A 22,755-nucleotide genomic window follows, 5' to 3' on the forward strand; every position below is an offset into this window, starting at 1 on the left:
CGTTCACGTGCGGCTTGGTCCGCTCGAACTTTTCCTTTGCCATGTTTCAGCTCCTAATGGAATTCAGTGTGATTCGATTCATTGGCCGCCATGCGGGTCACGCATGGCGGCAAAGCTTTATTACTTGCCCTTGGCCGTCATCACGGCTTCGGCGATGTTCTTCGGTGCTTCGGAGTAGTGCTTGAACTCCATCGTGTACGTGGCGCGACCTTGCGTGGCCGAGCGCAGCGACGTGGAATAACCGAACATTTCCGACAGCGGGACTTCGGCCTTGATGATCTTGCCGCCGCCAACCATGTCGTCCATGCCCTGCACGATGCCGCGGCGGGACGACAGGTCGCCCATCACGGTACCCGTGTAGTCTTCCGGCGTTTCCACTTCCACGGCCATCATCGGCTCCAGCAGAACCGGGCTGGCCTTGCGCATGGCTTCCTTGAAAGCCATCGAGCCGGCCATGCGGAACGCGTTTTCGTTCGAGTCCACATCGTGGTACGAACCAAACGTCAGCGTGACCTTCACGTCCACAACCGGGAAGCCTGCCAGGATACCGGCCGGCAGCGTGTCGACAATACCCTTCTCGACCGCCGGGATGTATTCGCGAGGAATCACACCGCCCTTGATGGCGTCGACGAATTCGAAGCCCTTGCCCGGCGTTTGCGGTTCCAGCGTGATCACGGCGTGACCGTACTGGCCGCGGCCGCCCGACTGCTTGACGAACTTGCCTTCGACGTCTTCGGCCTTCTTGCGGATGGTTTCGCGGTAGGCAACCTGCGGGGCGCCGATGTTGGCTTCCACGCCGAATTCGCGCTTCATGCGGTCGACCAGAATTTCCAGGTGGAGCTCGCCCATGCCCGAAATAATGGTCTGGCCCGATTCTTCATCGGTACGCACGCGGAACGAAGGATCTTCGGCAGCCAGGCGATTCAGGGCGATACCCATCTTTTCCTGGTCAGCCTTGGTCTTCGGCTCGACAGCCTGCGAAATCACCGGCTCCGGGAACACCATGCGCTCCAGCACGATCGGCGCAGCCGGATCGCACAGCGTATCGCCCGTGGTGGCGTCCTTCAGACCCACCGCAGCAGCGATGTCGCCAGCCAGCACTTCCTTGATTTCTTCGCGCTGGTTCGCGTGCATCTGCAGAATACGGCCCAGACGCTCCTTCTTCTGCTTCACCGGGTTGTACACAGTGTCGCCCGAGTTGATCTTGCCCGAGTACACACGGAAGAAGATCAGCTGGCCGACGAACGGGTCGGTCATGATCTTGAACGCCAGCGCCGAGAACTTCTCGCTGTCGTCAGCCTTGCGCTCCAGCTTCTTCTCGTCGTCGCGCTCATCCGTACCCGTAACCGGCGGAATGTCGACCGGCGACGGCAGGAAGTCGATCACGGCGTCCAGCATACGCTGCACGCCTTTGTTCTTGAACGCGGTGCCGCACAGCATCGGCTGGATTTCGCAGGCAATGGTACGGTCACGCAGCGCCTTGACGATCTCGGCACGGGTCAGCTCTTCGCCACCCAGATACTTTTCCATCAGCTCTTCGCTGGCTTCGGCGGCCGACTCGACCATCTTCTCGCGCCATTCTTCGGCGCTGGCCTGCAGCTCGGCGGGGATGTCCTGGTACTCGAACTTCACGCCCTGGCTGGATTCGTCCCAGATGATGGCCTTCATTTCGAGCAGGTCAACCACGCCCTGGAAGCCGTCTTCGGCGCCAATAGGCACCACGACGGGAACCGGATTGGCCTTCAGGCGGGTCTTCAGCTGGTCGTAGACCTTGAAGAAATTCGCGCCGGTACGGTCCATCTTGTTCACGAATGCCAGACGCGGCACGCGGTACTTGTTGGCCTGACGCCAGACGGTTTCCGACTGCGGCTGCACGCCACCCACTGCGCAGTAGACCATGCAGGCACCATCCAGCACGCGCATGGAACGCTCCACCTCGATGGTGAAGTCCACGTGGCCCGGGGTGTCGATGATGTTGAAGCGGTGTTCCGGGTAGTTGCCGCCCATGCCCTTCCAGAAGGCCGTGGTGGCAGCGGAGGTGATCGTGATGCCACGCTCCTGCTCCTGCTCCATCCAGTCCATGGTGGCCGCGCCATCATGCACTTCACCGATCTTGTGGTTCACACCGGTGTAGAACAGGATACGCTCGGTCGTGGTGGTTTTACCCGCGTCAATGTGAGCCGAAATACCGATATTGCGGTAGCGCTCAATGGGAGTCTTACGAGCCACTTTAATCCTCTATTTGTCCGAGAGGCGCTGGAATCTCATCCGCTGCGCCCTTAACACAAACGGGCGAATTGTGTGAAAACACAACCCGCCCGGCAACCAACAGTGTTTTTCGCGCGCTTTAGAAGCGGAAATGCGAGAACGCCTTGTTGGCTTCGGCCATGCGGTGCACTTCGTCGCGCTTCTTCATTGCGCCACCGCGGCCTTCTGCAGCTTCCATCAGCTCACCTGCCAGGCGCAGCGCCATCGACTTCTCGCTGCGTTTTTTCGCGGCCTCGCGCAGCCAACGCATCGCCAATGCCAAACGACGCGACGGACGGACTTCGACCGGAACCTGATAGTTGGCGCCGCCCACGCGACGGCTCTTCACTTCCACCACCGGCTTCACGTTGTTGATCGCAACGGAGAACACTTCGATGGGGGCCTTGCCTGCCTTCTTTTCGATCTGGTCGAACGCGCCGTACACGATACGTTCGGCAACCGACTTCTTGCCGTCCAGCATCAGCACGTTCATGAACTTGGCAACTTCAACGTTACCGAACTTCGGATCAGGCAGAACATCCCGCTTGGGGACTTCACGACGACGTGGCATCTTCTTTCCTTAAGATTCAGTTGAGAGGCGGGTCAAAATTTCCGCTCTCCGGCCACCAACTAGCTTGTCAATCGCTTGGACAAATTCGCCGGGTGACCACTTACTCGACGGCACGGCGCGAAAAACGCTCCGTTGTACCGCCGCCTGGTGACAGCACCATGACTCGCGCCAGGGCTATCGGATATTGCTTGCAGCGAAGAAAGCTTAGGCAGCCTTCGGACGCTTCGCACCGTACTTCGAACGGGCCTGCTTGCGGTCCTTCACGCCTTGCAGATCCAGCGAGCCACGGACGATGTGGTAACGCACACCCGGCAAGTCCTTCACACGGCCGCCGCGAATCAGCACGACCGAGTGTTCCTGCAGGTTGTGGCCTTCACCGCCGATATACGAAATGACTTCGAAACCGTTGGTCAGGCGCACCTTGGCGACCTTACGCAGTGCCGAGTTCGGCTTCTTCGGCGTCGTGGTGTACACGCGGGTGCACACGCCGCGACGCTGCGGGCAGTTCTCAAGCGCCGGGCTCTTGCTCTTGATGACCTCAGAGACACGCGGCTTGCGAACCAGTTGGTTGATAGTTGGCATTGTTCAATCCAGCTTGGTTTTACACAAAAACACCCCTACGCCAGCAACTGGCCAAGGGGCAACAACGGGTTTTGGGCGGGAGAGGTGAGCGGACGCTCGGAGGAAGGGCTGTGGAATGACAGACTTACCAAAGAGCGCGAGCTCGCCGGGATCCCGCTGCCGTCCTGCCTGGCCGGGCGCCTGGGGCACCACTCAGCCGACGGACGAGCGAAATCCGAAGCCAAAAACTCGAATCTGCCACTCTAGCAGCGGGATCCGCAACGGTCAAGGGGTATACGCGGCGTATACGTCTACAACCCTGCGCTCAAACCCCGCGCAGGGTTTCGAGGATCTCATCGCCGTAGCGCTCTAGCTTTGAGGCCCCGATACCGGGCACTTCTGCCAGTTCGTCGAGAGATTCCGGACCGCTGCGCGCAAGTTCGGCCAGCGTTGCATCGTGAAAGATCACGTAGGCCGGCACCCCATGTTCCTTGGCCGTAGCGGTGCGCCAGCGGCGCAGCGCCTCCCAGTTGGCGAGCGTATCGGGGTCCATCGTTGCGGTGTGATCGGTGCGCGCGCCCTTCGATGCGCGCTCGCCCGACTTTGGGGGCTTGCTCATCTGACGCCGCAGCGTGATCGACCGACCACCCTTGAGCACCTCTCGCGCGGACTCACCCAGCAACAGTGCGCCGTGTCCGCCGTGATCGATCACGAGCAGCCCATGTGCGATCAACTGGCGGAATACCGCGTGCCATTCGCTCACCGCCATGTCCTTGCCGATGCCGAATGTCGACACCTTGTCGTGCCCCCATTGGCGAATTTTCTCGCTGGCGTTACCACGCAGCACATCAATCAGATGCGTGGCGCCAAAGTGAATGCGGCTGGCCTGCGCCGTGCGGTAGACGCAAGACAACGCCATCTGCGCCTCGCGCGTACCATCCCAGGTGGCTGGCGGCTCCAGGCAGGTGTCGCAGTTGCCACAAGGTTCCGACGCCTCTTCGAAATATGCCAGGATCCGCACCCGACGGCAGCCGGCCGTCTCGCACAATCCCAGCAATGCGTCGAGCTTGGACGATGACACACGTTTGTGCGCATCATCAGCCTCGGATTCGTCGATCATCCGCTTCTGCTGCACGACATCACCCAGGCCGTAGGCCATCCACGCGTTTGCCGGCAAGCCGTCGCGGCCCGCGCGGCCGGTTTCCTGGTAATAGCCTTCCATGCTCTTGGGCAGGTCCAGGTGCGACACGAAACGGACATCAGGCTTGTCGATGCCCATGCCGAAGGCGATCGTGGCCACCATCACGATGCCCTCTTCTTCTCGGAAGCGTGCCTGATGGCGCTGGCGCACCTCGGCATCCATACCGGCGTGGTAACCCAACGCCTTGATGCCATGGCTGGACAGCCACGCCGCCGTGTCCTCGACCTTCTTCCGGGACAGGCAATAGACAATGCCGCTGTCATGCCCGCCCTCGCCGCTCATGTGCTCGGCCTTGATAAAGGCCAGCAGTTGCTGGCGGGCGTTGTCCTTTTCGACAATCCGATAGCGGATGTTGGGGCGGTCGAAGCTCGAAATGAAGACCCGCGCATCGTCCAGTGCCAGCCGCTCGACGATCTCGTTACGCGTCAGCGCATCGGCCGTGGCGGTCAGCGCGATCCGTGGAACGTTTGGAAAGCGTTCATGCAGCACGGACAGCTGTATGTATTCAGGCCGGAAGTCATGACCCCATTGCGAGACGCAGTGCGCTTCGTCGATCGCGAACAAACCCACGCGCGCCCGATCGAGCAGATCGAGAAAGCGCGGCGTCATGAGCCGCTCGGGCGCCACGTAGAGCACATCGAGCCGCCCGGCCAGCAGATCGCGCTCGACCGCCGATGCCTCGCTGCCGCTCAACGTGGAATTGAGCACGGCGGCGCGTACGCCGGCCTCGGTCAATGCCGCCACCTGATCCTGCATCAGCGCGATCAGCGGCGAAACGACGATACCGATGCCGTGTCCGGCCTGCTGGCGCAGCAACGCCGGAATCTGATAACAGAGCGATTTGCCGCCGCCGGTGGGCATCAACACCAGGCAATCGCCGCCCTCGGCCACGTGGTCGATGATTTCCGCCTGACGGCCACGGAAGGCATGGTAGCCAAAGACTTCTTTGAGGATCGCCAGGGCTTGCGACATGGACAGCGGGAGGACGGGGAGCCAGGAAAGGCGTAACCATACCACTCCAGCGCATGCTCGGCGGCAGTGACAACGTCACCTGATTCACAAAGCCCAAAAACGTGTCACGGCAATCGCCACACCCTTGCCTCAGCACAACTGAATGCGTGCAGCCTGCAGCTAGCATGAGGGAAAACGGCTAACGCACATGACGGACGTCGGCCGGGACAAGCTCTCCCCATGCAACGCCACTCATTTGAACTGCCTCTTGTGCTCGATCGGGAAAGCGGCGAGCCGTACAAGCGCCAGATCGGCAAGCAGATCGAATGGCTGATTCTGTCTGGTCGGCTGCAGCCTGCTGACCGGCTGCCTTCGATTGCCTGCCTGACATCGATGCTCCACGTCGCGCGCAACACTGTGCTCGGCGCCTATGAATGCTTGATCGATGCCGAACTGGTGCGCGGCGAGGCAAATAGGGGCTTCTTCGTGGCAGACAATGTGCCGCGTGCGGCAATGCCCACGCCACAGCTACCCACAACACCCAGGGACGCGCTCGCCACACCTTCGTTCGGCAAGCACTTTCCAATACTCGGCTCGACAGGCGTGCATACCTTGCCGCCCGCCGCGCCGGTGCGTTTCGATTTCAGGATCGGGCGCCCTGCGACCGACGCCTTTCCTGCGCGGCGATGGGCGGCACTATCCAGTACGTTGCTGCGGCAGATGAGCCATGCCGTCAGCGACTACACGCCGCCCGAAGGATTGTGGGGATTACGTACCGGCATCGCCGATCATCTCGCAGCGACGCGGGCGCTCGCTGTCGACCCCGAACAGATCATCATCGTAGCCGGTGCGCAGGAGGCGCTGCATCTGGCGGCGGCACAGATGGTCCGACCGGGGAGTCGCGTGGTTGTGGAAGCACCAGGTTACGCAGGCTTCTGCAATCTCCCCCAACTGGCGGACGCATCCCCTATTGCACTTCCCGTCGATACCGATGGACTCTGCACCGATGCCTTGCCACCCGGTCCGGCATCGCTGGCCTACGTCACCCCATCGCACCAGTATCCGCTGGGCGTGACGATGTCGATGTGCCGGCGGCGCGCCCTGCTCGCCTGGGCAGCACGCTCCGGCGCGTGCATCGTGGAGGATGACTACGATGCAGACTTTCGCTACGAGAGTTCGCCACTGCCGCCATTGATGGCGATTGATCCATCACGCGTCATCTATGTCGGGACGTTTTCCAAGGTATTGGGACCCGGCACGCGGCTGGGCTTCATGGCGTGCCCGCCTCACCTCGTGGAAGTCATGGCGCGGCGCAAGGCGTTACTGAATCAGGGATGTCCGTGGCTGGAGCAGGCCGTGCTGGCCAGATTGCTCGAACGCGGCGACTACAACTGGCACGTCTATCGGCTGCGGCAACGTTATCGCGCGCAACGTGATGTGCTTGTCGAAGGTATCCGCAACATCTGGGGCAATACCTGCGAGATCGTCGGACCAGGTGCGGGATTGCATCTCGCGCTGCGTCTGCCGCTGCATGGCCCCGATGCCAGGACGATTGCGCATGGCGCGCTACGAAGCGGCATCCGCGTCTACACACTCGAAGAGGCGGCGTGCCGGCATGGCGAAGTATGGCAAGGTCACACGCTGCTGCTCGGTTATGCATCGATGAATGCCGGGCAGATTGCCGAAGCCATGACGATGATGCGGGCAGTTGTCGATCGCGCGTAGTGCCCGATCGACAACTGCGCCTGGATGGCTACCGCCTGCCGCCCATCGCGCCAAAATGACGCGCCAGCGCATCGATTGCGGCGTCGCTCAACGGTTCGGCCATCGGGCGCATGACCGCGTCCTGACGATCCCCGCTGCGGAAGTCCCGCAACTGCTTGGCAAGGTACTCGGCGTTCTGCCCTGCCAGATGCGGATACATGCCGACGCTGCTGATACCGTCGATGCCATGGCAAGCGGCGCACAGCGGCACGATGCTGGAGAGATTGTCGTCGAGCTTCGTGCCGTCTTTTCCGTCAGCGGCGTACGCGGCGATCGTCCATATGGACGCAGCCATAAAACCAAGGCCAAGCACCCCTTTTTTGAACTCGTTGTTCATGATGGTTGGCTCCCTGTCTCAATGCTTGCGAGTGGGTGGCAAACCCACCGAAATCGACTGCGTGCGCGCACGCGAGAAGATGCCTGCCGGGCTTTCCATCTTGTGTTCTGCCACCAGTTGCAATGTCTTGCTGTCGTAGACGCGAATCCGATCACCGTAGTACCCAGCGCTCACGTAGAGATACTTCCCGTCGCGGGTGTACTCGGGAAAGAACGCGTGGCCGCCTGCATCGAGCGTCTTCACCACTTCCAGTGATTGCTTGTCGATCAGCTGGATCTGCGAAGCCTTCTTGTCCTTGCTGACGATATCGACCGCCACATACGGTGCATCCGGATGCGCCGCTGGCGATTCGGTCGGTCCTGCGACCTGAATGTTCTTCACCACCGAGAAATCTTTGGTGTCCCAAACCGTCACGACATCCCCCTTGTCGCACTGGCCGATATTGGTGCCGAACGCGAGCATCCGCCCGCCGATCGGCGTCACGGCACCGGAACCCACATGAGGCTGGCACCCCGCCGGGATATCCCGCGCGACCTTGTCTTCCTTGAGATCGATTGCCACGATCTTGTTGTCGCCATAGGACGCCACCATCGAGTACCGCCCATCCGGCGTCAGGAACGTGTCGTGCAGCATGCGCCCGACCTTCTCCAGCTTGGTCACGGGCATACCTTCACGGTCGGGGTCCACGATCCAGATCTGTCCCGCCTGCCTCAACGTCAAGGCGAACTTGTTGTTGATGCGGCTGCCAATCACCGGGCCTCCCGCCGATGGGATGAACTTGCCGTCCGGATCCGCCCCCTCCAGCTTCAGATGCTTCACTGGCTCCAGCGTATCCGCCTTCATGATGACCACCTGGTTGGGCACGAAGGAACTGGCTGCCAGCCATTTGCCGTCATTGGACAGCGCGATGCCCGGACCCGTGAGGCCGGTCTTGATCTTGCGCGTGATCTTGAGCGAGTACAGATCGATCTTGTAGACGTATCCGTCATCGCTCTTCAGCCATCCCCAACGCGGGTCCACCGGACTGAAATCGAGAATGTGAGGCGCCATCGGCGTGGCGATCTCGCCTACCACCTCATTCGTCTTGCCATTCAGGAATACCGTCTTGGCATTGTCCTTGCCAGTCCCCTTGCCATAACGCCCGCGTGCCATGACGGCCATGAGGTCGTAGACGGAATCGATCTTGTATGTCGGGCGGGACGGCAGCTTCGATTCGTCGACGAGTACTTCCAGGCTATCGCGCACCTGTTGCATCGACCATTGCGGATCGCCAACCGCCTGCGTCTTGATGAATGCCGATACGAGCCGGATGTCCCCGTCGGACATGCGTGAGTGGAACGGCGGCATCAGCGTATCGGGGATGCCGGTCATGATCGGGCCGCGCAGCGCGGCTTCGCTCTGCACCAATCGATCCTTGTTCAACGCCGGACCGACATAGCCACCGCGGCTGGCTGAGTGACAGACCGCGCAGTTGGCCTGGTACAGCCCTTCTGCGCGCTGCAGATCGTCGGCGCTCATGGCAAACAGCGCCGACGACATGCCGGTCAACAGGACCGTCGCTGATACGAATTTCAACATTACTTACCTTCCATGAGGAGTCCCACGTGATTTCGTGGTGTACGTGCAAGTCTGGACTCTCCTGTGACAGCGCACAGGGGATGGAAGCGGTGCTCGGATGGGTACGGATGCTACGCAGTTCGTTGCTACAGATCAGGACCAAATAGAGAAAAATGCACGCGCCCCCAGGTGAACGGATTGCCCAAGGATCGTCCACATGCTTCGTCACAGTCCGGTGCTAGCGTCCACCAGGGAGGGAGATGCCGCGCGCCGGCCATGCCTCGCGGTAATTGGGGGGAGGCGCCGGGGGCGGCATGCCTGCCGGCGTCGTACTTTGACGTAACGCATCGATCTGGCGCTGGCGCGCACGATCCTCAAGATGTGCGCAAACCCCGGCCACTCCATTTCCCGCCACACAGTCGTAGTGCTGCTCGAAGTGGCGACGCCGTTCGTCTTCTATCGTCGCGGGCGCTCCAGGTGAAAGATCGAGTGAAAAGCGATCATTGGTGGACGCCGCCTGCACAGCGCTCAAGTCAATAACGGCAACGAACGTCGCAACGGTGACGATTACTGTCGACACACGACAACGTGTACTCATCGGGGGAAGGTGAAGCATGGCGAGGCAGGAAACGTTGCGGAAGATACTGACACCCTACCGTCGACGACGTGCATCCGTGTTGACCCACTGCGGCATGCTGCGCGCTCAGGAGAAGGCAGACGAAAAAAAACCCGGTTCGATGAACCGGGTTTTTTACTGCTTCAATACTGCTGGGTCAGGACATCGCGATCAGACTGCGTCGCCATCGCCCTCGGTCGCCTGCACCACCGGCGGCTCGATGAAGAGCGATTGCTCCTCGTCGGAGATCGCCTGGGCGCGTTCGCGTTCCGATGCCTCGCGTGCCTTGCGGGCACGGTGGTAGGCCAGACCAGTACCGGCCGGGATCAGACGGCCGACGATCACGTTTTCCTTCAGACCACGCAGGTCGTCGGTCTTGCCCATGATCGCGGCTTCGGTCAGCACGCGCGTCGTTTCCTGGAACGATGCCGCCGAGATGAAGCTGTCGGTAGACAGCGACGCCTTGGTAATACCAAGCAACAGGTTGTCGTGGATGGCCGGACGCTTGCCTTCGGCGATCACGCGATCGTTCTCGTCGAGCAGCTCCGAACGCTCCACCTGTTCACCCGGGATGAACTTGGAGTCGCCCACATCGGCAATCTGCACGCGGCGCAGCATCTGACGAACAATCACTTCGATGTGCTTGTCGTTGATCTTCACGCCCTGCAGACGGTACACGTCCTGCACTTCGTCCACGATGTAGTGTGCCAGCTCCTCGATGCCCTTCAGGCGCAGGATGTCGTGCGGGTCCGCCGGACCTTCCACGATCATTTCGCCCTTGTTCACCACCTGGCCATCGTGCACCAACACCTGCTTTTCCTTCGCGATCAGGAACTCGTGGGCGTTGCCGTCCAGGTCCGTAATCACCAGACGCTGCTTGCCCTTCGTATCCTTACCGAACGACACCGTACCGGTGACTTCCGCCAGCACGGCGGCGTCCTTCGGCGAACGGGCTTCGAACAGTTCGGCCACACGCGGCAGACCACCGGTAATGTCGCGGGTCTTCTGCGATTCGGTCGGGATACGTGCCAGCACTTCACCCACGTGTACTTGCTGACCGTCCTTCACGGTAATCAGCGCGCCCACCTGGAAGCCGATGGTCACGGAGTGATCCGTACCCGGCAGCTTCACTTCCTGGTTGTTCGCGTCGAGCAGGCGCACCTGCGGGCGCAGGCCCTTGGTAGCAGCCGTACGGCGCTTCGCATCGATCACCACGAGGGTCGACAGGCCCGTCACTTCGTCCATCTGCTTGGCGACGGTCACGCCTTCTTCCACGTTCTCGAACTTGATCGTGCCCGAGTACTCGGAAACGATCGGACGAGTCAGTGCATCCCACGTAGCCAGCTGCGTACCAGCCTTGATGGCCTGGCCGTCCTGCACCAGCAGCGTGGCACCGTACGGGATCTTGTGGCGCTCGCGCTCGCGGCCGTGGTCGTCCGTGATCAGTGCCTCGCCCGAACGCGAGATCACGATCAGTTCGCCCTTGGCGTTCGTCACGTAACGCATGGTCGCCGTGAACCGCACCGTACCGGTAGCCTTGGCTTCCACGCTCGATGCCACTGCCGCACGCGATGCCGCACCACCGATGTGGAACGTACGCATGGTCAGCTGGGTACCCGGCTCACCAATCGACTGTGCAGCGATCACACCCACTGCTTCACCCGAGTTCACCAGCACGCCACGGCCCAGATCGCGGCCATAGCACTTGGCGCACAGGCCGTAGCGCGTGTCGCATGCCAGCGGCGTGCGCACCTTCACTTCGTCCACGCCGATGCTGTCGATCAATTCGACCAGATCTTCGTCCAGCAGCGTGCCGGTTTCGATTGCCGTTTCCTGGGTCTCAGGATTCACGACGTCCGCCACCGTCACACGGCCGAGGATACGATCGCGCAGGGCTTCGATCACTTCACCGCCTTCGACCAGGGCCTTCATGGCCACGCCGTTGGAGGTGCCGCAATCGTCTTCCACCACCACCAGATCCTGCGTCACGTCAACCAGACGACGCGTCAGGTAGCCCGAGTTCGCGGTCTTCAGTGCCGTATCCGCCAGACCCTTACGTGCACCGTGGGTCGAGATGAAGTACTGCAGAACGTTCAGGCCTTCACGGAAGTTCGCCGTAATCGGCGTTTCAATGATCGAGCCGTCCGGCTTGGCCATCAGGCCGCGCATACCCGCCAGCTGACGAATCTGTGCCGCGCTACCGCGAGCACCCGAGTCCGCCATCATGTAAATCGAGTTGAACGATTCCTGCTTGACCGTCGCACCGGTGCGATCGACCACGTCTTCGTGCTGGAGCTGTTCCATCATCGCCTTGCCCACCTGGTCGCCGGCGGCGCCCCAGATGTCCACGACGTTGTTGTAACGTTCCTGGTCCGTCACCAGACCCGACATGTACTGCTTGTCGTATTCCTTCACCTTGGCAGCTGCGTCGGAGATGATCTTCTCCTTCTGCGGAGGCACCAGCATGTCGTCGATCGCGATCGAGATACCGGCGCGCGTAGCCAGGCGGAAGCCCGACTGCAGCAGCTTGTCAGCAAAGATCACCGTTTCGCGCAGACCGCACTTGCGAAACGCAGTGTTGATCAGACGCGAGATTTCCTTCTTCTTCAGCGGCTTGTTCAGCACCGAGAAAGGCAGGCCCTTCGGCAGGATTTCGGACATGATCGCGCGGCCGACCGTGGTGGCCTGCAGCGTGATCTTCGGTGCGAAGCGGGCATCGCCCACTGCGTCCTTGTCCACCAGCACGTACTCGGTGATCCGCACGTTCACACGCGAGGCGAGTTCGACTTCCTTGTTCTCGTAGGCGCGGATGACTTCGCTGATGTCAGCGAACGTCATGCCTTCACCCTTGCCGTTGATCTTGTCGCGGGTCGTGTAGTACAGACCCAGCACCACGTCTTGCGACGGGACGATCGACGGATCGCCGTTGGCCGGGAACAGCACGTTGTTGGAGGCCAGCATCAGCGTGCGGGCTTCCATCTGGGCTTCCAGCGACAGCGGTACGTGAACAGCCATCTGGTCACCGTCGAAGTCGGCGTTGAATGCCGCGCAGACCAGCGGATGCAGCTGGATGGCCTTGCCTTCGATCAGCACCGGCTCGAACGCCTGGATACCCAGGCGGTGCAGCGTCGGCGCACGGTTTAGCATCACCGGGTGCTCGCGGATCACCTCTTCGAGGATGTCCCACACCACAGGCGTCTGGCTTTCCACTTCCTTCTTCGCCGCCTTGATCGTGGTGGCGATGCCCATCGTTTCCAGCTTGTGGAAGATGAACGGCTTGAACAGTTCGAGCGCCATCAGCTTGGGCAGGCCGCATTGGTGCAGCTTCAGCGTCGGGCCCACCACGATGACCGAACGGCCCGAGTAGTCCACGCGCTTGCCCAGCAGGTTCTGACGGAAACGGCCGCCCTTGCCCTTGATCATTTCAGCCAGGGACTTCAGCGGACGCTTGTTCGCACCCGTCATGGCCTTGCCGCGACGACCGTTGTCCAGCAGCGAGTCGACGGCTTCCTGCAGCATGCGCTTTTCGTTGCGCACGATGATTTCAGGGGCCTTCAGCTCCAGCAGGCGCTTCAGACGGTTGTTACGGTTGATGACGCGACGATACAGGTCGTTCAGATCCGACGTGGCGAAACGGCCGCCATCGAGCGGAACCAGCGGACGCAGTTCGGGCGGCAGCACCGGCAGCACTTCCAGGATCATCCACTCGGGCTTGATGCCCGAACGCTGGAACGCCTCGAGCACTTTCAGGCGCTTGGCGAACTTCTTGATCTTGGCTTCGGAACCCGTGGCCTGCAGCTCGGCGCGGATCTGTTCGATCTGCTTCTCGATGTCGATGCCGCGCAGCAGTTCACGGATGCCCTCGGCACCCATCATTGCCACGAACTCGCCTTCGCCGTACTCATCGCACTTCGCGATGTAGTCGTCTTCCGACATGATCTGGCTCTTCTTGAGCGGGGTCATGCCGGGTTCGAGCACCACGAATGCCTCGAAGTACAGCACGCGCTCGATGTCGCGCAGCGTCATGTCCAGGACCATGCCCAGACGCGATGGCAGCGACTTCAGGAACCAGATGTGCGCGGTCGGCGCGGCCAGTTCGATGTGGCCCATGCGCTCACGGCGCACCTTGGCCAGCGTCACTTCAACGCCGCACTTCTCGCAAATCACACCACGGTGCTTCAGGCGCTTGTACTTGCCGCACAGGCACTCGTAGTCCTTGATCGGGCCAAAGATCTTGGCGCAGAACAGACCATCCCGTTCCGGCTTGAACGTACGGTAGTTGATCGTTTCCGGCTTCTTCACTTCGCCATACGACCACGAACGGATCTTCTCGGGCGAGGCCAGGCCGATCTTGATCGCGTCGAACTGCTCTTCCTGCTGAACCTGCTTAAAGAGATCGAGCAATGCTTTCATTGCAACTCCTTGTTTCGCCACCGGCCCGGAGTCTGTCCGGTACGGCGGCATTCAATCCTGTGGGAAACCTGCACTGGTGGGAGGCAACCGCGGCTGCCTCCCGATCGAACCGGATCAGAAGCGATCCAGATCGATGTCGATACCCAGCGAGCGGATTTCCTTCACCAGCACGTTGAACGATTCCGGCATGCCGGCGTCGATCGAGTGCTCGCCCTTGACGATGTTTTCGTACACCTTGGTACGGCCGTTCACGTCATCGGACTTGACCGTCAGCATTTCCTGCAGCACGTACGACGCGCCGTAGGCTTCCAGTGCCCACACTTCCATCTCACCGAAACGCTGGCCACCGAACTGGGCCTTACCGCCCAGCGGCTGCTGCGTCACCAGCGAGTACGGACCGGTCGAACGCGCGTGCATCTTGTCGTCGACCAAGTGGTGCAGCTTCAGCATGTGCATCACACCCAGCGTGACCGGACGCTCGAAGGCTTCGCCCGTGCGGCCGTCGTGCAGCGTGACCTGCTGCTTCGAGGCCGTCAGACCCTTCTCGCGAGCGATCTCTTCCGGATAGGCCAGGTCCAGCATGCGACGGATTTCGTCTTCATGCGCACCGTCGAACACCGGCGTGGCGAACGGCACACCCTTCTTCAGGTTGGTGGCCAGTTCCAGCACTTCGGCGTCGCTGAGGCTGTCGAGGTCTTCCGGCTTGCCGCTCTCGTTGTAGATCTGCGCGAGCAGCGGACGGAGTTCCGTTGCACGAACGTTAGCCTTGAGCATGTTGCCGATGCGCTCGCCCAGACCGCGCGCGGCCCAGCCGAGGTGGGTTTCGAGAATCTGACCCACGTTCATCCGCGAAGGCACGCCCAGCGGGTTCAGCACGATGTCCGCCGGCGTACCGTCGGCCATGTACGGCATGTCTTCGATCGGAACGATCTTCGACACCACACCCTTGTTACCGTGACGACCTGCCATCTTGTCGCCCGGCTGCAGGCGGCGCTTGACGGCCAGGTACACCTTGACCATCTTGATCACGCCCGGCGGCAGTTCGTCGCCCTGCGTCAGCTTCTTGCGCTTCTCTTCGAAGGCCAGGTCGAACTCGTGGCGCTTCTGCTCGATGGCTTCCTTGACGGCTTCCAGCTGGGCAGCCAGTTCCTCGTCGGCCGGACGAATGTCGAACCAGTGGTACTTGTCCAGGTCCGCCAGGTATTCCTTCGTCAGCTTCGCACCCTTGACCAGCTTCTTCGGACCGCCATTGACGGTCTTGTCGATCAGCAGGCGCTCCAGACGCTGGAAGGCATCGCCTTCCACGATACGCAGCTGGTCGTTCAGGTCCAGGCGGTAGCGCTTCAGTTCGTCGTCGATGATCGACTGCGCACGCTTGTCGCGCGTCACGCCTTCACGCGTGAACACCTGCACGTCGATCACGATACCGCTCATGCCCGACGGCACGCGCAGCGACGTGTCCTTCACGTCCGAAGCCTTCTCGCCGAAAATCGCGCGCAGCAGCTTCTCTTCCGGCGTCAGCTGGGTTTCGCCCTTCGGCGTGACCTTGCCCACCAGCACGTCACCAGCTTCCACTTCGGCGCCGATGTACGTGATGCCCGACTCGTCCAGGCGCGCCAGTTGCGCTTCGGCCAGGTTCGAGATGTCGCGCGTGATTTCTTCCGGTCCCAGCTTGGTGTCACGGGCGACGACCGACAGTTCCTCGATGTGGATCGAGGTATAACGGTCTTCGGCAACCACACGCTCCGAGATCAGGATCGAATCCTCGAAGTTGTAGCCGTTCCACGGCATGAACGCCACCAGCATGTTCTGGCCCAGTGCCAGTTCACCCAGGTCGGTCGAGGCGCCGTCGGCGATCACATCGTTGCGCGCAACGATATCGCCAACCTTCACCATCGGACGCTGGTTGATGTTGGTGTTCTGGTTCGAACGCGTGTACTTGATCAGGTTATAGATGTCCACGCCAACTTCGCCGGCCACGGCTTCGTCGTCGTTCACACGAATCACCACACGCATCGCATCGACGTAATCCACCACGCCGCCACGCATCGCCTGCACGGCCGTACCCGAGTCAACGGCCACGGTGCGCTCCACGCCAGTACCCACCAGCGGCTTGTCCGGACGCAGGCAAGGTACGGCCTGACGCTGCATGTTCGCGCCCATCAGTGCACGGTTCGCGTCATCGTGCTCAAGGAACGGCACCAGCGAGGCAGCAGCCGACACGATCTGCGACGGCGCCACGTCGATGTACTGCACGCGGTCTGGGGTCACCATGCGGGTTTCCCGCTCGGAACCCTCACGCGACGACACCAGTTCGTCGATCAGTGTGCCGTCTGCATCGACTGTCGCATTGGCCTGCGCCACCACGTACTTGCCTTCCTCGATGGCCGACAGGTAATCCACCTGGTCGGTCAGCTTGCTGTTCTCCACCTTGCGGTACGGCGTTTCCAGGAAGCCGTATTCGTTCAGGCGAGCATACAGTGCCAGCGAGTTGATCAGACCAATGTTCGGGCCTTCCGGCGTTTCGATCGGGCACACGCGGCCATAGTGGGTCGGGTGCACGTCACGGACTTCAAAGCCGGCGCGCTCGCGCGTCAGACCGCCCGGGCCAAGTGCCGAAACACGGCGCTTGTGGGTAATTTCCGACAGCGGGTTGGTCTGGTCCATGAACTGCGACAGCTGCGACGAACCGAAGAACTCGCGAATCGCCGACGAAATCGGCTTCGAGTTGATCAGATCGTGCGGCATCAGGTTCTCGGTCTCGGCTTGGCCCAGACGTTCCTTGACCGCACGCTCCACACGCGACAGGCCGGCGCGGAACTGGTTTTCGGCCAGTTCGCCAACGCAACGCACGCGACGATTGCCCAGGTGGTCGATGTCATCGACTTCGCCCTTGCCGTTACGCAGGTTCACCAGGATCTTGATCGTCTCGAGGATGTCCTCGTCCTGCAGCACCATGCTGCCTTCGCCGCTCGGACGCGACAGACGGCTGTTGACCTTCATGCGGCCAACGCGCGACAGATCGTACGATTCCTCGCTGTAGAACAGGCGCTGGAACAGCGCTTCCACTGCGTCTTCGGTGGGCGGTTCGCCCGGACGCATCATGCGGTAGATGGCGATACGCGCTGCCGTCTGATCGGCGGTATCGTCGGCACGCAGCGTCTGCGAGATGTACGGACCTTGGTCGAGGTCGTTCGTGTACAACGTCTGGATGTTCTTGACGCCCGCTTCGCGCAGGTTTTCCAACAGCGTCTCGGTCAGCTCGTCGTTGGCGTTGGCGATCACTTCACCGGTGTCCGGATCGATGATGTTCTTGGCCAGCACGCGGCCGAGCAGATAGTCCTCGGGCACGCTGATCAGCTTGGTGCCGGCGGAATCCAGGTCACGGATGTGCTTGGCGTTGATCCGCTTGTCCTTCTCCACCACGACACGGCCATTCTTGTCGACGATGTCAAAGCGCGCAACTTCACCGCGCAGACGCTCGGGCACGAACTCGAGTTGCGCGCCTTCGCCTTGCAGCGTGAAATTGTCGAACACGAAGAAGTGAGCCAGGATCTGTTCCGGCGTCAGGCCGATCGACTTCAGCAGGATCGTCACCGGCATCTTGCGGCGGCGGTCCACACGGAAGTACAGGATGTCCTTCGGATCGAATTCGAAGTCGAGCCACGAACCGCGGTACGGAATGATACGTGCCGAGAACAGCAGCTTGCCGGAGCTGTGCGTCTTGCCCTTGTCGTGTTCGAAGAACACGCCCGGGGAACGGTGCAACTGGCTAACGATGACACGTTCGGTGCCGTTAATCACGAAAGAACCGGTCGACGTCATGAGCGGAATTTCGCCCATGTAGACTTCCTGTTCTTTCACTTCCTTCACCTTGCCCGGGTTCTCGCGATCGTTGATGATCAGTCGAACCTTGGCACGCAGCGCCGAGTGGAAAGTCAGGCCGCGCTGCTGGCATTCCTTGACGTCGAACGGCGGGTTGGAAAGGTGATACGAGACAAACTCCATACGGGCAAGCCCGTTATGGGAGGAGATTGGGAAGATTGCGTTAAACGCAGCTTGCAGACCCTCGCTCTTGCGACGCGCGGTCGGCGTTTCCGCTTGCAAAAACTGGGTGTAGGATTCAATCTGTGTTGCAAGCAGGAATGGAACCTGATGAACCGTAGCACGCTTCGCAAAGGATTTGCGAATGCGCTTCTTTTCGGTGAAGCTGTACGCCATGGGATCTCCGAATCATCGCAGGGCAGGCTGGACCTGGCCGGCACCTGAGGTGTTCAGCGACTGGGAGGGGATTTGGCGGTTGGCCGCTACCAACCTCTGGCTGACGGTACCCGCACGCTGCGGACGGTGTGGTCATTGCACGGCGCAATGCCTGTACGCGTCCGGGGGATACCCGACCAAACTTGTCTTCTGCAGTCGGTTCAGAAGACAAACATCAGCAACCACCTAGTGTGCCACTGATGTTTGGCTTCTGCTAAGGCAGCGAAGGATTTCGCACTGCCAAGCATACGCTACTTCACATCTTTCGCTTCCTCTCCTCGTCAAGGAAAGGACATTACGCCCCAAGGTGCACCTCTAAACACACCCACACAAGCGCAAAAAGGCTGGCGCCGGGATTCTCCCTTTGCCAGCCCCATCCGCGTGCCCGAAGGCACGCGCGGTACCTCTTACTTGACGTCGACCTTCGCGCCAGCGTCTTCCAGCTTCTTCTTGGCTTCGGCAGCAGCGGCCTTGTCCACGCCTTCCTTGACGGGCTTCGGTGCGCCATCGACCAGGTCCTTGGCTTCCTTCAGGCCCAGACCGGTGATTTCGCGAACAGCCTTAATCACGCCGACCTTGTTGGCGCCAACTTCGGCCAGGATCACGTTGAATTCGGTCTGTTCTTCAGCGGCAGCGGCACCGCCAGCGCCCGGGGCAGCAGCAACAGCCATGGCTGCAGCCGACACGCCAAACTTCTCTTCGAACGCCTTGACCAGGTCGTTCAGTTCCATCACGGACATCGCGCCAACGGCTTCCAGGATGTCGTCTTTAGTGATTGCCATTTGGAATACTCCTACTAGATTTGATTCGGGATCGGTAATGCGATCTGTTTAAGCGAGGGCTCAGGCAGCCGGGGCTTCCGCTTCCGCGGGAGCACCTTCGGCCTTCTTGGCAGCCACAGCAGCCAGCAGGCGGGCGAAGCCCGACACCGGCGCTTGCATCACGCCAAGCAGCTGAGCAATCAGTTCGTCACGGCTCGGGATCGAAGCCAGGGCCTTGACGGCGCCAGCATCGAGAACGTTGCCGTTGTACGACCCTGCACGCAGGACCAACTTGTCGTTGGTCTTGGCAAAGTCGTTCAGAACCTTGGCCGACGACACTGCATCTTCGGAAATACCGTAGATCAGCGGGCCGGTCATCTGCTCTGCGAGGCCTGCAAACGGCGTACCTTCGACGGCACGGCGGGCCAGCGTGTTCTTCAGAACACGCAGGTACACGCCTTGCTGACGAGCGGTGGAACGCAGCTTGGTCAGATCGCCAACCGTAATGCCGCGATATTCGGCCACGACGATGGTCTGGGCCTTGGCGACTTGCGCCGAAACCTCAGCAACGACGGCCTTCTTATCTTCAATATTGAGTGGCACGGTTAAGCTCCAAAACGATGCGAATGCACCGGAAAACCGGCTCAATCACATCAGTCCAAACGAACGGCGTCCGATTGGCCCGAATCCCCCGGGTCCTACCCGGCGTCATCAATCCCTTCGGGTGCGCCATCTGCGCTGGCAGACCGGCGATCATCGGAGCGAGCTCCGCATGGCGCCGACCGATTAAGTCCACGCTGCCGAAGCGGCATGAACACCAGCGGTCTTTGATAACCAGCGGCACCTCCCTCACGTCAAGCGCGAGGCTGATGCCACTGCCCAAAGCCTTCCTCCGTCGCCTTCCGGCGCTGGAGTCGACTGCGGCAACACCGCAGTCTTCAATTCCTGCCCTGGCGGGCGTTATCGGGTTCCTGCCAGGTGGCTGCCGTCAGCTTAGGCCGACAGCGAGGTCTGTTCGACGCGAACGCCAACGCCCATCGTGGACGACACGGCGATCTTGCGCAGGTACACGCCCTTGCTCGTAGCCGGCTTCGACTTGACCAGGGCGTCCAGCAGGGCGGCCAGGTTGCTCTTCAGCGCGGCGTCGTCGAACGAGCGACGACCGATGGTGGCGTGGATGATACCGGCCTTGTCGACGCGGTATTGCACCTGACCAGCCTTGGCGTTCTTCACAGCCTGGGCGACGTCCGGCGTCACAGTGCCAACCTTCGGGTTCGGCATCAGTCCGCGCGGGCCCAGGATCTGGCCCAGCGTACCCACGATACGCATCGTGTCCGGCGAGGCGATCACGACGTCGAAGTTCAGGTTACCGGCCTTTACTTGCTCTGCCAGGTCTTCCATGCCAACCACGTCAGCGCCAGCAGCCTTGGCGGCTTCGGCCTTTTCGCCCTGGGCGAACACAGCCACGCGCACCGACTTGCCGGTACCAGCCGGCAGCACTACGGAACCACGCACAACCTGGTCCGACTTCTTGGCATCGATGCCCAGTTGCACGGCCACGTCGATCGATTCGTCGAACTTGGTCGAGCCGCAGCTCTTGACCAGGCTCAGAGCCTCGTCGATCGGGTAAAACTTGGTACGCTCGACCTTCGCCTTGTTAGCGGCGACGCGCTTCGAAACCTTAGCCATTTACAGACCCTCCACGGTGATGCCCATCGAACGCGCCGAACCAGCGATCGTACGCACGGCGGCGTCGAGGTCAGCGGCGGTGAGGTCAGCATTCTTTGCCTTGGCGATTTCTTCAGCCTGGGCACGGGTGATCTTGCCAACCTTGTCGGTATGGGGCTTCGGCGAACCCTTGGTGATGCCTGCTGCCTTCTTGATCAGCACGGTCGCCGGCGGCGACTTCATCACGAACGTGAAGCTCTTGTCGGCGAAGGCAGTAATCACCACCGGCACCGGCAGACCGGGTTCCATACCCTGGGTCTGGGCGTTGAACGCCTTGCAGAACTCCATGATGTTCAGACCGCGCTGACCCAGTGCGGGACCAACGGGCGGGGAGGGATTTGCCTTACCAGCTGGAATCTGCAGCTTGATAAAGCCAATGATCTTCTTGGCCATATTTACTCCAATCCGGACCCGTTCCTGTTTCGGAATCAGATCCTGTTGAGTGGTAACGCGCTATCGCCATGCCAGGCATGACCTCACGCTCCTCTTCGGGCCAGCCGTAACTGACCCTTTTTCCACCCTCCCCCTTACGGGCGACGGCAGTGAAAAATCCTTAAACCTTCTCGACCTGGCCGAACTCCAGTTCGACCGGCGTCGCACGTCCGAAGATCGTGACGGTCACGCGCAGGCGCGACTTTTCGTAATTCACTTCTTCGACGTTACCGTTGAAATCGGTGAATGGGCCATCCTTGACACGCACCATTTCGCCCACTTCGAACAACGTCTTGGGACGCGGCTTCTCGACCCCTTCCTGCATCTGGGTCATGATCTTGTCGACTTCCCGTTGGGAGATCGGACTCGGGCGATTGCGCGCGCCGCCAACGAAACCAGTGACCTTGCTGGTGTTCTTCACCAGATGCCACGTCTCGTCGGTCATTTCCATCTCGACCAGCACGTAACCCGGGAAGAAGCGGCGTTCGGTGACGGACTTTTGCCCGCCCTTGATTTCCACGACTTCCTCCGACGGCACGAGGATGCGACCAAACTTGTCCTGCATCTCGGCGCGTTCGATGCGCTCTTGCAACGCGCGCTGCACGCTCTTTTCCATGCCGGAGTAAGCGTGTACCACGTACCAGCGCTTCTTCGATGAAGGCGATTCCGATGCCGTGGCTTCCTGCTGAGCGTTATCCGTCATGTCTACCTCTTATTTCCAGCCCAGCACGAGCGAGAAGATTACCCACTCGATGAGCTTGTCCGCCGACCACAGGAAGAGCGCCATAACGACGACGAAGACAAAGACGAGTCCCGTCATTTGTCCGGCTTCCTTGCGCGTCGGCCAGACGACCTTGCGAACTTCCCGATACGATTCACGGGCAAATCCCACGAAGTCCTTGCCAGGCGCGGAGATAAGTGCCACCACTACGCCCAGCGCGATACCGGCGAACAGTGCGGCGCCGCGGACGTAAGAGGGCTGCTGGGCCAGCGCGTAGAAACCGATGACTCCGGCTACCACCAGGAGCACCGCCACGACGAGCATTACTTTGCCGCTCGAGGCGCCTACGGTTTCGACATTGGGATTAGCCATGTTTCGCAAACGAGACTAAGCCGCGTCACGAGTCTTCATCGCGACGCGGCTGATTGATTTGGCAGGGGCAGAGGGAATCGAACCCCCAACCTTCGGTTTTGGAGACCGACGCTCTGCCAGTTGAGCTATACCCCTAAAACAACTTGGGGTTAGCCTAAGCCAACCCCCTGGCAAACGAACGCGACCGGTTGGTGTCGCGCTCGCCAGTTCGACAAAAACTTAGTCGAGGATCTTTGCCACAACGCCGGCGCCGACGGTACGAC

At 61.0% G+C, this 22,755-nt stretch carries 15 protein-coding genes and 1 tRNA gene; 1 reads left to right on the plus strand and 15 read right to left on the minus strand.

Annotation, left to right across the window (positions count from 1 at the left end; translation table 11 throughout):
- Positions 1-120 precede the first annotated feature (120 nt).
- The 4 genes from fusA to recQ all read right to left on the minus strand — a co-directional run bounded on the left by fusA (position 121) and on the right by recQ (position 5,552).
- A complete protein-coding gene (fusA, locus tag ABDB81_RS29370; RefSeq protein WP_137928002.1) occupies positions 121-2,229 on the minus strand; it encodes an elongation factor G in 2,109 nt (702 codons plus the stop codon).
- A 118-nt stretch (positions 2,230-2,347) separates the two neighbouring features.
- On the minus strand, positions 2,348-2,818 hold the full coding sequence (gene rpsG, locus ABDB81_RS29375) for a 30S ribosomal protein S7 (RefSeq protein WP_066734316.1): 471 nt from the start codon (positions 2,816-2,818) through the stop codon (positions 2,348-2,350).
- A gap of 204 nt (positions 2,819-3,022) precedes the next feature.
- A complete protein-coding gene (rpsL, locus tag ABDB81_RS29380; protein WP_006576501.1) occupies positions 3,023-3,400 on the minus strand; it encodes a 30S ribosomal protein S12 in 378 nt (125 codons plus the stop codon).
- A 304-nt stretch (positions 3,401-3,704) separates the two neighbouring features.
- A complete protein-coding gene (recQ, locus tag ABDB81_RS29385) occupies positions 3,705-5,552 on the minus strand; it encodes a DNA helicase RecQ (protein WP_346814295.1) in 1,848 nt (615 codons plus the stop codon).
- Between the two features lie 219 nt (positions 5,553-5,771).
- On the opposite strand from recQ, the gene ABDB81_RS29390 reads away from it, so the two are divergent.
- Positions 5,772-7,256, plus strand: a complete 1,485-nt coding sequence (locus ABDB81_RS29390; RefSeq protein WP_346814296.1) for a PLP-dependent aminotransferase family protein — start codon at positions 5,772-5,774, stop codon at positions 7,254-7,256.
- Between the two features lie 28 nt (positions 7,257-7,284).
- Here the strand turns inward: ABDB81_RS29390 and ABDB81_RS29395 are convergent, their stop codons facing one another.
- The 11 genes from ABDB81_RS29395 to ABDB81_RS29445 form a co-directional block, all read right to left on the minus strand.
- Positions 7,285-7,632, minus strand: a complete 348-nt coding sequence (locus ABDB81_RS29395) for a cytochrome c (protein ID WP_237380194.1) — start codon at positions 7,630-7,632, stop codon at positions 7,285-7,287.
- Between the two features lie 18 nt (positions 7,633-7,650).
- On the minus strand, positions 7,651-9,210 hold the full coding sequence (locus ABDB81_RS29400) for a cytochrome D1 domain-containing protein (RefSeq protein ID WP_346814297.1): 1,560 nt from the start codon (positions 9,208-9,210) through the stop codon (positions 7,651-7,653).
- Between the two features lie 766 nt (positions 9,211-9,976).
- Positions 9,977-14,218 (minus strand): DNA-directed RNA polymerase subunit beta', encoded by a 4,242-nt coding sequence (gene rpoC / locus ABDB81_RS29405; protein WP_160473078.1) that lies wholly within the window; start codon positions 14,216-14,218, stop codon positions 9,977-9,979.
- A 114-nt stretch (positions 14,219-14,332) separates the two neighbouring features.
- Positions 14,333-18,439, minus strand: a complete 4,107-nt coding sequence (rpoB, locus tag ABDB81_RS29410; RefSeq protein WP_137928007.1) for a DNA-directed RNA polymerase subunit beta — start codon at positions 18,437-18,439, stop codon at positions 14,333-14,335.
- Between the two features lie 446 nt (positions 18,440-18,885).
- A complete protein-coding gene (gene rplL, locus ABDB81_RS29415) occupies positions 18,886-19,260 on the minus strand; it encodes a 50S ribosomal protein L7/L12 (RefSeq protein WP_010810464.1) in 375 nt (124 codons plus the stop codon).
- A 60-nt stretch (positions 19,261-19,320) separates the two neighbouring features.
- The gene (gene rplJ, locus ABDB81_RS29420; protein ID WP_130393182.1) at positions 19,321-19,842 is read right to left on the minus strand and encodes a 50S ribosomal protein L10; all 522 of its coding nucleotides are present in this window, start codon (positions 19,840-19,842) and stop codon (positions 19,321-19,323) included.
- 390 nt (positions 19,843-20,232) lie between these two features.
- Positions 20,233-20,928 carry a 50S ribosomal protein L1 gene (gene rplA / locus ABDB81_RS29425; protein ID WP_137928008.1) on the minus strand — a complete coding sequence of 232 codons (696 nt, stop codon included), beginning with the start codon at positions 20,926-20,928 and terminating at the stop codon, positions 20,233-20,235.
- Complete coding sequence (gene rplK / locus ABDB81_RS29430; RefSeq protein ID WP_010810467.1) at positions 20,929-21,360, minus strand: 50S ribosomal protein L11; 432 nt, start codon at positions 21,358-21,360, stop codon at positions 20,929-20,931. It abuts the gene before it with no gap.
- 160 nt (positions 21,361-21,520) lie between these two features.
- A complete protein-coding gene (gene nusG / locus ABDB81_RS29435; protein WP_137928009.1) occupies positions 21,521-22,102 on the minus strand; it encodes a transcription termination/antitermination protein NusG in 582 nt (193 codons plus the stop codon).
- Between the two features lie 9 nt (positions 22,103-22,111).
- The gene (gene secE, locus ABDB81_RS29440) at positions 22,112-22,492 is read right to left on the minus strand and encodes a preprotein translocase subunit SecE (protein WP_137928010.1); all 381 of its coding nucleotides are present in this window, start codon (positions 22,490-22,492) and stop codon (positions 22,112-22,114) included.
- Positions 22,493-22,551: 59 nt separating this feature from the next.
- Positions 22,552-22,627 (minus strand) — tRNA-Trp (locus ABDB81_RS29445).
- Positions 22,628-22,755: the final 128 nt, after the last annotated feature.

The organism is Cupriavidus sp. DL-D2 (assembly GCF_039710735.1).
Lineage (GTDB): Bacteria > Pseudomonadota > Gammaproteobacteria > Burkholderiales > Burkholderiaceae > Cupriavidus.